A 12,052-nucleotide genomic window follows, 5' to 3' on the forward strand; every position below is an offset into this window, starting at 1 on the left:
TGAACGCAGAGTCATCCACCATGCAAACGCTGCTTGCGTTGTGTATCAGCCCGCCTTCGATCGTTGCGCTCGACTGCGAAGGCAATCACGCCCGTGTGTTGCTCTCCGATCTGGGCGGCACGCCCGACGGTATCCAGATCGACACGGTGCAAGGCCTCGTGTACTGGACCAACATGGGCGCCGATTTTCACAAGGACGACGGCACGGTCGAAGCCGCACGGCTGGACGGCAGTGGGCGGCGTCTGCTGGTCGGCAACGGTGCAATCAGAACGCCCAAACAACTGTATCTGGACCGCGCGGCCGCGCTGTTGTACTGGTGCGACCGCGAAGGCGCCGCAATCTGGCGCAGCGGCACGGACGGCGGCGCGCTGACCCAACTCGTCGACCGCTCGGTGCAAGCCGGCGGCAAGGACGAGGTGCTGAACCAGTGCGTCGGCATCGCCGTCGATCACAAGCGCGGTGCCCTCCTGTGGACGCAGAAAGGCCCTGCGAAGGGCGGCGAGGGACGCATCTTCCGTGCGCCCCTGCAGATGGCCACGGGCGAGACGGCCGCCACGCGCACCGACATCGAACTGCTGCTGGATGGCCTGCCCGAGCCGATCGACCTCGAAATCGATGCCGCCACCGACATGCTCTACTGGACCGATCGCGGCGCCGCACCCGACGGCAATTCGCTGAACAGTGCAAAGCTCACAACGGCCGGCCTCACAGACTACAAGGTGATCTGTACCGGCTTCGCCGAAGCTATCGGCCTCGCACTCGACGCGCCGCGCAACCGCGCTTTCGTGACCGACCTGGACGGCAACATTGTCAAGGTGAACTTGCGCACAGGCGAGAAGCGAACGCTGCTCACGCATGGGCGGATTACGGGCATCGCGCTTTATCAGGCAACCCGCTGACGCAACCTTCAACCCCAATTCAATCTGTATGCACGTCGATAAATATCAGCTTGAAGCAAAAATTCGCCAGCATCTGGCGAGCCGTACCATCAGCGACGCGTTCGACATCCACGGTGAAACCGAAACGGTCCTGAACTCGATCGGCGCGTCCTTGAGCGAGTTCGGCGGTGAACTCAGCTTTTACGGCAAGGACCCCATCGTGCCGAGCGTGCTGCGCTTCGGCACTTTTTCCGCCATCGGGCTCGCCGTCAAGGCCGCGCAGATCGCGTCGATCTGGCGCATGAAAACCGGGCAAAGCCAGAACATTCACGTCGACGTGCGCAAGGCGCTGCGCCGCTTCGCCACGTTTCACGAGGGCACGCTCGAACTCGTGAACGGCCTGCCCGGCAATATGGGCTCCGACGAGAACACGGGCGTCACCGCCAACTTCCATCAGTGCAAGGACGGGCGTTGGGTGTTCTTCATCTGCAACTACCCGAAAATGCGCAATACCGCGCTGCAACTGTTGCAGTGCCCGCCGGGACACGAGTCGGTTGCAAAGGCGGTCGCGCGGTGGAATGCAGCCGAACTGGAAGAAGCCGGTGGCAAGGCCGGCATTCCGCTCTACATGGTGCGTTCACCGCAGGAGTTCCTTGAACTCGACGTATTCCAGAGCGTAATCAAGAGCCAGCCGCTGATCTCCATCGAAAAAATCGCCGATAGCGATCCCATTCCGTTCCAGCAAGGCGGCGATGTGCTCGGCGGCATTCGCGCGCTCGGCCTCGGCCATGTCATCGCGGGTGCGGGTCTCGGCCGTGCGCTGGCGCTGCATGGCGCGGACGTGCTGAACATCTGGCGCAAGTCGGACTATGAACACAGCCTGTTCCACTACACGTCGAACGTCGGCTTGCGCTCATCTCGGCTCGATCTCGACGATGCAACGGCGCGCGGGCGCTTCGACCAGTTGCTGGAAGGTGCCGATATCTTCTTCTCGAATCGCCGTTCGGGATTCCTCGACCGCTACGGGCTGGCCCCGGACGAGTTGTGCAGAAAGCATCCCGGGTTGATCAGTGCGACCGTGTACTTCGCGGGCCGCGAGGGCGCATGGTCGGAGCGCACGGGCTTCGATGTATCGACGGGTGCCTATGCCGGGCCGTACTGGCTGGAAAGCCTCGGCGGCACGGACACGCCGACGCTCACGCCACACACCACACCGCAGATTTCCATCATCAGCGACTACGTGGTTGCGTGGCTCGGCACGGCTGGCGTGCTCCAGGCGTTGAAGCGCCGCGCCACGGAAGGCGGCAGCTACACGGTATCGGTGTCGCTTTCGCGCGCCGTCGCGTGGCTCATGTCGATGGGCATCTTCGACCAGAAATACGCGCGTACGATGGCTGGATCGAATGACGAACACGCCTACGTCGATCCCGATCCGCTGCTGGCAGAGACACCCATGGGGTTTTACAAGGGCGTCGCGGAACAGGTATACATGTCGCGCACGCCCGGCCACTACCAATATCCGCTGTTGCCGCTTGGCGCGTGCGCTCCGGAATGGCTGCAGCGATGAACCGGATCGCCTGATGCCTGTTCGCTTCACCCGGGAAAGCGTGAAGCGAACGGCAGAGAAAGCGCCCGATAACACCGGGCGCAAAGCACTTGTCAATCGCGTGCCAGCGCGCGCTCGATCGAAATCTGCGTCGGCATCATGTTGACGTTCGCATTGTGAATGACCCACAGCGAACCCGCGACGATGATCGCGATCAGCAACCCCGTACACACGAAAATCCCCGTGTTCGAGCGCTGATCCGCAGACGAACCCAGATGCAGGAAGTACCGCAACTGCACCAGAAGTTGCACCACGCACAGCACGACTACGGCTGTCAGCCCCATCGAGCGCGGCACGATGTGCGTCATCACCACGCCAAACGACGCAAACGTCAGCACCAGCGACAGCAGCATGCCGACCACGTAGCTCTTCACGCTGCCATGCGACGCATCATGAACGTGATCATGCGTCACATTCGATCCAGATGTTTTGCTCATAGAAATTCACGCAGATAGACAAGACTGAACACACAGATCCACACGAGATCGAGGAAGTGCCAGAAGAGGCTCAGGCACGCAATGCGCCGCCGCGTCACGGGCGTCAGGCCGAAGCGGCTGATCTGATGCATCATCACGACGATCCATAGCAGACCCGTCGTCACGTGCAAGCCGTGCGTGCCAACGAGCGTGAAATAGCCCGACAGGAACGCGCTCGTCGACGGGCCGGCGCCGTCGCTGATCAGATGGGCGAACTCATAGATTTCCATGCCGATGAAGGCCGCACCCAGCACGAAGGTCGCGGCCAGCCAGCCGACCACCTTGCCGCGCTGGTTCGCATTCATGCTCAGCACGCCCATGCCGAACGTGAAGCTGCTGGCGAGCAGCAGCAACGTTTCGCCCAGCACATACGGCAACTCGAACAGTTGCTTGCCCGTCGGGCCGCCCGCCGTCGCATTGACGAGCACGCCGAAAGTCGCGAACAGCGTCGCGAAGATCAGGCAGTCGCTCATCAGGTAAATCCAGAACCCGAGCGTGGTGCGGGTTCCGCTGTCATGGTCATGGTCGTGGCCGTGCGCGTCGTGATGCTCGCCGGCCCGATAGGTCGATACGCTTGTCATGGTCAGGCCATCTCCGCAAATTCTTCGTCACGCTCGTCTTCGATCTTCCTGTAACGCGCGTTCTCGATCCGCTCCACTTCGGCAGCAGGAACGTAGTAGTCGACATCCTGATCGTACGACCGCGCGATAAACGTGCCGATCATGCCGATCAGCGCGACGATCGCGAACACCCACATGTGCCACACCATCGCGAAGCCGAACAGCAGGCTGAATGCAGAGATGATGAAGCCTGCCGCCGTGTTGCGCGGCATATGAATGTCCTCGTACTTTTTCGTGGGCCTGGCGTATGCGCTGCCCGACTGCTTGTTGTCCCAATGCTGTTCGAGCGACGTGATGACGGGAACATGCGCGAAGTTATAGAACGGTGCAGGCGAAGCCGTCGACCATTCGAGGCTGCGCGCATCCCACGGATCGCCCGTCAGATCCTGATACTGCTCGCGCTTGCGGATGCTCACAGCGAACTGGATCAGCAACGCGAGAATGCCCATGCCGATGATCACGGCACCTACCAGCGCGACGATCAGCCACGGATGCCACTCGGCCACCGAGTAGTGATTCATGCGGCGCGTCATGCCCTGGAAACCGAGGATATACAGCGGCGTGAACGCGAGCCAGTAACCCACCAGCCAGCACCAGAACGCGACCTTGCCCCAGAACTCGTCGAGCGTGAAGCCGAACACTTTCGGGAACCAGTAGCTGATGCCCGCGAGACAGCCGAACACCACGCCGCCGATAATCACGTTGTGAAAGTGCGCGACGAGGAACAGGCTGTTGTGCAGCACGAAGTCCGCGCCCGGCACGGCAAGCAGCACACCCGTCATGCCGCCGACGGCAAACGTCACCATGAAGCCGATCGTCCAGAGCGTGGACGTGTGGTAGCGGATGCGGCCGCGATACATCGTGAAGAGCCAGTTGAACAGCTTCACGCCCGTCGGCACCGAAATGATCGACGTCATGATGCCGAAGAACGCATTGACGTTGGCGCCCGAGCCCATCGTGAAGAAGTGATGCAACCACACGAAGAACGACAGCACGCCAATCGACGACGTCGCATACACCATCGACTTGTAGCCGAACAGCGGCTTGCCGGAGAACGTCGAGATGATCTCCGAGAATGCGCCGAACGCAGGCAGAATCAGGATGTACACCTCGGGGTGGCCCCACACCCAGATCAGGTTGATGTACATCATCGCGTTGCCGCCCAGCTCGTTCGTGAAGAAATGCATGTCGAGATAGCGGTCCATCGTCAGCAGCGCGAGCGTGCCCGTCAGCACGGGGAACACCGCGACGATCAGGATGTTCGTGATCAGCGCCGTCCAGCAGAACACGGGCATCTTCATCAGGTTCAGACCGGGCGCGCGCATGCGCAGAATCGTCACGATGAAGTTGATGCCGCTCAGCGTCGTGCCTAAACCGGACACCTGTAGCGACCATATGTAATAGTCGACGCCCGTGGTTGGACTGTAGCCAAGCTCGGAGAGCGGCGGATACGCAACCCAGCCCGTCGCCGCGAAGTCGCCGACGAACATCGAGATCATCACCAGCACCGCTCCGACTGCCGACAGCCAGAAGCCCAGCGAATTGACGAACGGATACGCGACGTCGCGCGCGCCGATCTGCAGCGGCACGACCACGTTCATCAGGCCGAGAATCAGCGGCGTCGCCACGAAGAAGATCATGATCACGCCGTGCGCGGTGAAGATCTGGTCGTAGTGATGCGGCGGCAGGTAGCCGGCTGAGTCACCGAATGCGACGGCCTGCTGCGCGCGCATCATGATCGCGTCGGCGAAACCGCGCAGCAGCATGACGAGCGCGAGAATGATGTACATCACGCCGATCCGCTTGTGATCGACGGACGTGATCCACTCCTTCCACAGATACGACCACTTGCCCACATACGTGATCGCTCCGAGCAACGCGAGGCCGCCCAGTATGACGACGCCGAGCGTGCCCATGATGATGGGCTCGTGATACGGGATCGCATCGAGCGTAAGTTTTCCAAACATATCCACTACTCCGATACCAAAGCTGCGTGTGAAGGCAAGCGAGCCGGCTTGATATACATGTCAGCGTTGGCCGTCGTGCAGATCGGGCGGCCTGCCGCGTCACGCATGTACTGATAGACGATGCCGTCGAACAGTCCCGGCGCCACGTTGCTGTACAGCGTCACGGGGTTCTTTTTGCTCGGTTGCTGCAAGCTGTCGTAGGCCGTCACGTCGAGCACCTGCGGCGACGCTTTTGCGCGCGCGACCCATGCATCGAATTCGCCGCGGCTCGTAACGACGGTGTCGAAGTTCATGTCCGAGAAGCCCGGCCCGCTGAACGCCGACGAACGGCCCGCATACGTGCCCGCGCTGTTCGCGATCAGATGCAGTTGCGTCTGCATGCCGGACATCGCGTAGACCTGGCTGCCCAGTTGCGGAATGAAGAACGAATTCATCAGCGATTCCGCCGTCAGACGGAAATCGACGGGCGTATCGACGGGCAGCGCAAGCTGGTTGACGGAGGCCACACCGTAGTCCGGGTAGATGAACAGCCACTTCCAGTTCAGCGCGACCACTTCGACGCGAACGGGCTTCACGTTCGATTCGATCGGCTTGTATGGATCGAGGCTATGTGTTGTCTTCCAGATCAGCACCGCAAGCGTCGCGACGATGATGCACGGAATGGTCCACACGATGACTTCGATGGTGGTCGAATGCGCCCACGTCGGCGCGTACTTCGCCTTCGTGTTCGACGCCCGGTAGCGCCACGCGAAATACAGCGTGAGCGCGATCACGGGAATCACGACCAGCAACATCAGCCCGAGCGCGATCAGGATCAGGTTTTTCTCCTGCTCGCCGATGTCGCCTTTCGGATTGAAGAGCACCATGCTGCAGCCGCCGAGCAGGCTCAGCGCGCCAGTGGCGGCGACGCGGCCTGCGCGTACGAGTTGCCTTCGAAATGGAGGGGAGCGGAACCATCGTCCCGCGGATTGGGGGGAACCCCCGTGTGTAGGTGGGTTGCGCATGCTTTCAGGTTGGTTGCCGGGTTACATAGCCCCATGCATCTATCCCCCAACCGTCGTACACGCGCGAGCTTCCGCTATGGCTATGACCTTGCGGCGGATACATACATAGGCTATGGCGGCGCATGCTAGAGTAAGACATACACCATACATGCGCGACAAGTTGCCACACATGACTTCACCTTCAAGAAAGCGTCCTGCGCGGCGGCCGGACTGGATCACTGACTTCGCAGACAACGGCAAGGCGCGCTATCTGCAGATCGTCGATCTGATCGAACGCGCCGTTGCGAACGGCAAGCTGAATCCGGGCGACCGGCTGCCGCCGCAACGCAAACTCGCGGAGATGATCGGCGTCGATCTGACCACCGTGACGCGCGGCTTTGCCGAGGCGCACCGGCGCAACCTGATCGAATCGCGCGGCCCGCTGGGCACGTTCATCGCGCCGCCGATAGCGACGTTCATGCAGCAAGTCGATCTGAGCATGAACATTCCGCCGCCTCCCGCCGACCTCGATCTCGCCGTGTTGCTCAGGCGCGGACTGTCGCAGGTGCTGGTGCGCAGCGACATCGATCTGTTGATGACCTATCAGCTAGGCGGCGGCAGCGATACGGACCGGCAGGCGGGCGCCGCATGGCTCAAGCCGATACTCGGGCGCGTGGACCCGTCGCGCGTCGTCGTGACGCCGGGCGCGCATTCGGCGCTCGCCGCGCTGATACTGGCGCTCACGAAGCAGAACGCGCCCATTTTCACCGAACAGTTGATCTATCCGGGCCTGCCGCTGATCGCGCGGCAGCTTGGCCGCACGCTCGATACGATCGCATCCGACGAGCACGGCATGCGGCCCGATGCGCTCGATGCGGCGTGCGCGCGCATCGAGGGCGGACTGATCTATCTGAACCCGACCATCCGCAACCCGACCGCGCAGACGATGCCCGAGCGTCGTCGCAAGGAGATCCTGGCCGTCGCGGCGCGTCGCAATGTGCCTGTCGTTGAAGACGATCCCTATTGGCTATTCGCCGACGATCCGCCCGCGCCGCTCGCGAGTCTCGTGCCGCAGCAGGTGTATTACCTGTCCACGTTGTCCAAATGCATCTCGCCGGGCTTGCGCGCCGCGTTTCTCGTGTTGCCTGCCGCCGCAGCGCAGGAAGCGTTTCTGAAGGCGCTGCGCTCGCTGTCGCTAATGTCGCCGCCGCTCACCACCGCATTGGTCACGCAATGGATACTGGACGGCACGGCATCGGACGTACTGGCGGGGATACTGAAGGAATCGGGAGAACGCCTGCTTGCGGCAAACCAGATACTGTCGACCGTGAGCATGCCGGCGTCCAGTGGCGCGATTCATGTGTGGCAGCCCTTGCCCGCGCACTGGGCCGCGCAAAGCCTTGCGGCGGCGGCGAGCACGGAAGGTCTGGTGGTCGCGCCCTCTTCCGCGTTTTGCCAGACAGGCGACATGCCGAACGCTATCCGTATTTCGCTTGGCGGCTGCACGCGGCGCACGGAATTGACGTCGGCGTTGCGCAAGCTCGCGGCGCTCGTCGAACGCAAGCCTTCTGCCGATAACCGCTTGCTGGTTTAGCACCGCGCGTCCACTCATTGCATCTGCTGCGCTGAAATCTTCGCCAACTGCTGCTGTACGAAACACGGCTACACACGAATAATTCGCTCAACGCGCTTCGAGCATTTCCTCCTCCTTTTAACGAAGCGCGTTGGGATCACTGCGCGAGTGCCCAGGGCCTCGGCCTTCAACCCGCAGAGCCTGCAGCAACGATGTATCGAGCGTGGCAAGCACTAGACCCCGGCGCCCACAGGCGTCGGGGTTTTTTCATTGCGCCTTGATGCGGCAACAGAGACTGAAGCCGCAAAGCATCAGCGCATGGGAAACCCTGCGTGGCACACGCCGGCTGTCTTCACGCGTCGGCGTGCGCGACGACTGCTACGTCATCCGCAACCTTTGCCTGCCGGCGCATGCGCCAGCGTGCATACGCGGCCGTCAGCAGTGGCGCGAGCAGCGAGGTAACGATCGTGGATGCGGCGATCTGAGGGGTCGCAACGGCGACCAGTGCGCCGAGATGAGGATCGACGGCTGCAATCGCAGTCGGCGTCGCAACCGCGTTGCCCGCCGTCGTCGCCGACGCTACGCCGCCCACACCCGAACCACCGGACAGACGTGATGCGAGTACGTTGAACACCGCGCCTACCGCAAGCGTAATCAGACCGAGGACGATCCCTGACAAGCCCGCGCCGAGAATGGCATGCAGATTGATTTGCGCGCCGAGACCGAACGCAAAGAACGGGATCAGCAAATCCCCGCCTGACTTGAGGAACTTGCGCATGTCGGGGTCGATATTTCCCAGCACCATGCCGATGACGATCGGCAGCACGGTTGCAACGAGATCGAGAACCGGGATCTTCGCCAACCCGGACAATCCCAGCGCAAGCATGGTCACGAACGGTCCTTCCAGGATCGACAGGACGGCAAGCGCGCCCCGATCGACCTCGTCGCCGAACTGCCGGGTCAACGCTGCGTACAGTCCCATGTTCGCGTTCGTCACGGCGGCGATGATCGCCATGCCGGAGAGACCGAGAAACCCGTTCGCCCCGAATACCTTGCTGACGAGCAAACCAATGAGCACGCCGCTCGCGAGCTTGGCGAGGGTGATGGCAGCCCCGTTCTTCAGCGCACGCGGAGCTGTGCGCAGTTGAATCTCGGCGCCCATGCAAACGAAGAACACAGCGAGAATGGGCAGCGCGCCATGCGCGAGCTGGGTCGAAAAACTGCCGATACCCAACACCTTTGGTGCGAAGGTGTTGAGCAGGCTACCCCAAAGCAAAGGGATGACCATCATGCCGCCCGGAAAGCGTTCGATGGCCTGTTTGATTTTCATGTCGAGTCTCCTTGATCCTGGCGGGGGTTCGACATGGCCCGACCAGCATTTGTCTTACGGCGTGCGGCGCGCCGGAAACCGGAGGCTCCAGCTACACCGCACGGATGCGCATCGCGCGCCCGGACGCGCGCGGTTTTTACATCTGCGCGCCAATCATCCAGGGCACGAATTCCTCGTTGCCAACGCCAAGCGCTTCGCTCTTGCTCTTGTGGCCCGACGCAACGTCGAGGATCATCCGGAAAATTTCTTCGCCCTTCTGCTCCACGCTTACGGTGCCGTCCATGATGTCGCCGCAGTTGATGTCCATGTCATCGGCCATCCGCTTGTACATGGTCGAGTTCGTGGCGAGCTTGATTGACGGCGCAGGCTTTGCGCCGAAACAGGAGCCGCGCCCCGTCGTGAACACGACGAGATTCGCGCCGCTCGCGATCTGTCCGGTCGCGCCCATCGGGTCATAGCCCGGCGCGTCCATGAAGACGAGTCCGTGGGTATCGATCGGCTCGGCGTAGCGGTACACGCCCATCAGTGGCGACGAGCCGCTCTTGGCAACCGCGCCAAGCGACTTCTCCAGAATCGTCGTGAGGCCGCCCGCCTTGTTGCCGGGCGTCGGGTTGTTGTCGATGCTGCCCTTTTCGCGCTTCGCGTAGTCTTCCCACCAGTGAATCCGCTCGACGATCTTCTCGCCCACTTCTTTGCTCACCGCACGACGTGTCAGCAGATGTTCTGCGCCGTAGATTTCCGGCGTTTCCGACAGGATTGCCGTACCGCCGTGTCGCACCAGCAGATCGACAGCCGCACCCAATGCCGGATTCGCCGTGATGCCCGAATAGCCGTCGGAGCCGCCGCATTGCAGCGCGATATTGATGTGCGAAACGGGAACCGGCTCGCGCGCGGCCTGGTTGGCGACGGGCAACATGTTTTTGACTGCGGCGATGGCGGCATCGACGGTCTTTTGCGTGCCACCTTCTTCCTGCATCACCAGCGGCACCAGCAGCGGCCCCGGCTCGACGCCCTCGGCGATGAACATGGCACCCATCTGGTTCGCTTCGCAGCCAAGCCCGATGATGACGATGCCGGCGAAGTTCGGATGCTTCACGTACCCGCCAACCGTCCGACGCAGTTGCTGGATGCCCTCGCCATGATGGTCGATACAGCAGCCGAAGCTATGCGTGATCGGCACGATGCCGTCGACGTTCGGAAACGCGTCGAGCGCGCCCGGTTGTGCGAAGTGCTGCGCGACCAGCTTCGTGACGGTGGCCGAGCAGTTCACGGTGCTGACCACGCCGATGTAGTTGCGGGTCGCGACGCGGCCGTCCGCTCGGCGGAAGCCGTTGAACGTGAGCGGCACTGTAGCGGCATCGACCTGCTTCATGTCTTCGCCGAACGCGTAGTCGCGCGCGAAGTCGCCCATCGACACGTTGTGAACGTGCACGTGATCGCCTGCGCGAATCGGCTGCGTCGCGAAGCCGATGATCTGGCCGTAGCGCCGCACGGGCGCACCTTGTGCAACGTCGCGGCAGGCGATCTTGTGTGCCGCAGGAATGTCAGCCGATGCAACGAGATTGTCGAAATCAGCGAGAATAGTGCCGGCGGTGAGCGCGCCGCGCGCAATGAGTACATCGTCGATGTCGTGCAGTTTGATCGCGAGTGTGGCCTGGCTCATCATGGTCCTCCTGTTTCGGATTGTGGGTTAGGGCAGGCGACGCTCTCTGCTGAAGTGCGGAGCGTTTGCCGGCGCGGACTCATATTGCGGTCGGGCCGATAAGACACGCAAACTGGTCAGGCCACTTTTAATGGGGTTGAAAACAGGCCCTCCCCGTGTGGCTGATGAAGGATGAAATGTGGAAAGTCGTTTGAAAGCAACGGGCGCATTGGCGCAGACAATCCGCCACATCGAGTCAGGCATTCAGGCAGGTCGCTGGCAGCCTGACGAACGCTTGCCGTCGGAACGCACGCTCGCGGAGTCGCTGGGTGTGTCGCGCGCGACGGTACGTGAAGCGATTGGACGCCTCGCAACCCGAGGTCTTCTGGAAACGCGACGCGGTAGCGGCGTCTATCTGCTGCGTAGCAAACCAGCGGCACTGGCGGCGCCGTGGCTTCAGCTCATCGCCGATACCCCGCCGTTGCGTTCGGAAACGCTTGAATTCCGACTGGTGTTCGAGTGCGCCGCCGCGCGTTTCGCCGCGCAACGTGCGTCCCACCGGGAACTCGAACGTTTCGAGGCTGTGCTCGAACGCATGCGCGACGCGGTTGCAGGCAAGGACGTCGATGAAGAAGCCGCAACCGATGGTGAATTCCATACGGCGCTGGTTGCAGCGTCGCAAAACCGGCTGCTCGATCAGTTCTATGCGAGCGTGATTGGCATGCTGCGCGAACACATTGCGAGCAACACGTACGACGCCACCGTCAACAACGCGAATGCAGCCGAGCAGGCACGTAGCCGCTTGCGCCAGCACGAATCGATCTACTACGCGATTCGTGAAGGTAATCCGGACGCGGCGCAACAGGCCATGTACATGCACATCGACTATGTCGGACGACAGTTCAACGTCTGAGCGAACCGCTGCAGTCGTTCGCAGCCACATGCGAATTTGTAAGTGCTGAAATGTGCGGTTACCA

10 protein-coding genes are annotated in these 12,052 nt (G+C 62.0%); 4 read left to right on the forward strand and 6 right to left on the reverse strand.

Features of this window, described 5'->3' with window-relative positions:
* Positions 1 to 20: 20 nt before the first annotated feature.
* Together C2L64_RS39935 and C2L64_RS39940 are read left to right on the forward strand one after the other, a co-directional pair.
* Entirely contained in the window at positions 21 to 899 is an 879-nt protein-coding gene (locus C2L64_RS39935; RefSeq protein ID WP_100215971.1) for a hypothetical protein, read from the forward strand.
* 28 nt (positions 900 to 927) lie between these two features.
* Entirely contained in the window at positions 928 to 2,445 is a 1,518-nt protein-coding gene (locus tag C2L64_RS39940) for a CoA transferase (RefSeq protein WP_007579455.1), read from the forward strand.
* A gap of 92 nt (positions 2,446 to 2,537) precedes the next feature.
* Here C2L64_RS39940 and cyoD read toward each other — a convergent pair whose 3' ends face one another.
* From cyoD to cyoA, 4 genes are read right to left on the reverse strand one after another with little or no spacing between them, the layout of a single operon-like run.
* Positions 2,538 to 2,921 carry a cytochrome o ubiquinol oxidase subunit IV gene (cyoD, locus tag C2L64_RS39945; protein ID WP_007579454.1) on the reverse strand — a complete coding sequence of 128 codons (384 nt, stop codon included), beginning with the start codon at positions 2,919 to 2,921 and terminating at the stop codon, positions 2,538 to 2,540.
* The gene (gene cyoC, locus C2L64_RS39950; protein WP_007579453.1) at positions 2,918 to 3,541 is read right to left on the reverse strand and encodes a cytochrome o ubiquinol oxidase subunit III; all 624 of its coding nucleotides are present in this window, start codon (positions 3,539 to 3,541) and stop codon (positions 2,918 to 2,920) included. Before cyoC ends, cyoD begins: the two co-directional genes overlap by 4 nt.
* Positions 3,542 to 3,543: 2 nt before the next feature.
* The gene (gene cyoB, locus C2L64_RS39955) at positions 3,544 to 5,547 is read right to left on the reverse strand and encodes a cytochrome o ubiquinol oxidase subunit I (RefSeq protein WP_007579452.1); all 2,004 of its coding nucleotides are present in this window, start codon (positions 5,545 to 5,547) and stop codon (positions 3,544 to 3,546) included.
* A gap of 5 nt (positions 5,548 to 5,552) precedes the next feature.
* A complete protein-coding gene (cyoA, locus tag C2L64_RS39960) occupies positions 5,553 to 6,413 on the reverse strand; it encodes a ubiquinol oxidase subunit II (RefSeq protein ID WP_007579451.1) in 861 nt (286 codons plus the stop codon).
* A gap of 307 nt (positions 6,414 to 6,720) precedes the next feature.
* Here cyoA and C2L64_RS39965 point away from each other — a divergent pair, with 307 nt between their 5' ends.
* Positions 6,721 to 8,124, forward strand: coding sequence for an aminotransferase-like domain-containing protein (locus C2L64_RS39965; protein ID WP_238554563.1), 1,404 nt, complete (start codon positions 6,721 to 6,723; stop codon positions 8,122 to 8,124).
* 331 nt (positions 8,125 to 8,455) lie between these two features.
* Here the strand turns inward: C2L64_RS39965 and C2L64_RS39970 are convergent, their stop codons facing one another.
* Together C2L64_RS39970 and C2L64_RS39975 are read right to left on the reverse strand one after the other, a co-directional pair.
* Positions 8,456 to 9,433, reverse strand: a complete 978-nt coding sequence (locus C2L64_RS39970) for a 2-keto-3-deoxygluconate permease (RefSeq protein WP_007579447.1) — start codon at positions 9,431 to 9,433, stop codon at positions 8,456 to 8,458.
* A gap of 136 nt (positions 9,434 to 9,569) precedes the next feature.
* Positions 9,570 to 11,096: a UxaA family hydrolase gene (locus tag C2L64_RS39975; protein ID WP_007579445.1), complete on the reverse strand. Its 1,527-nt coding sequence runs from the start codon at positions 11,094 to 11,096 to the stop codon at positions 9,570 to 9,572.
* A 190-nt stretch (positions 11,097 to 11,286) separates the two neighbouring features.
* On the opposite strand from C2L64_RS39975, the gene C2L64_RS39980 reads away from it, so the two are divergent.
* The gene (locus C2L64_RS39980) at positions 11,287 to 11,988 is read left to right on the forward strand and encodes a FadR/GntR family transcriptional regulator (RefSeq protein WP_007579443.1); all 702 of its coding nucleotides are present in this window, start codon (positions 11,287 to 11,289) and stop codon (positions 11,986 to 11,988) included.
* The last annotated feature ends 64 nt before the right edge of the window (positions 11,989 to 12,052 follow it).

It is taken from the genome of Paraburkholderia hospita (assembly GCF_002902965.1).
In the GTDB taxonomy this organism is placed as follows: domain Bacteria; phylum Pseudomonadota; class Gammaproteobacteria; order Burkholderiales; family Burkholderiaceae; genus Paraburkholderia; species Paraburkholderia hospita.

Excerpts from the sequence above, each read along its gene's own strand:
- C2L64_RS39935 (WP_100215971.1), top strand. The coding sequence starts at position 21 with ATGCAAACGCTGCTTGCGTTGTGTATCAGCCCGCCTTCGATCGTTGCG.
- C2L64_RS39940 (WP_007579455.1), top strand. The coding sequence starts at position 928 with ATGCACGTCGATAAATATCAGCTTGAAGCAAAAATTCGCCAGCATCTG.
- cyoD (WP_007579454.1), bottom strand. The coding sequence starts at position 2,921 with ATGAGCAAAACATCTGGATCGAATGTGACGCATGATCACGTTCATGAT.
- cyoC (WP_007579453.1), bottom strand. The coding sequence starts at position 3,541 with ATGACAAGCGTATCGACCTATCGGGCCGGCGAGCATCACGACGCGCAC.
- cyoB (WP_007579452.1), bottom strand. The coding sequence starts at position 5,547 with ATGTTTGGAAAACTTACGCTCGATGCGATCCCGTATCACGAGCCCATC.
- cyoA (WP_007579451.1), bottom strand. The coding sequence starts at position 6,413 with ATGGTGCTCTTCAATCCGAAAGGCGACATCGGCGAGCAGGAGAAAAAC.
- C2L64_RS39965 (WP_238554563.1), top strand. The coding sequence starts at position 6,721 with ATGACTTCACCTTCAAGAAAGCGTCCTGCGCGGCGGCCGGACTGGATC.
- C2L64_RS39970 (WP_007579447.1), bottom strand. The coding sequence starts at position 9,433 with ATGAAAATCAAACAGGCCATCGAACGCTTTCCGGGCGGCATGATGGTC.
- C2L64_RS39975 (WP_007579445.1), bottom strand. The coding sequence starts at position 11,096 with ATGAGCCAGGCCACACTCGCGATCAAACTGCACGACATCGACGATGTA.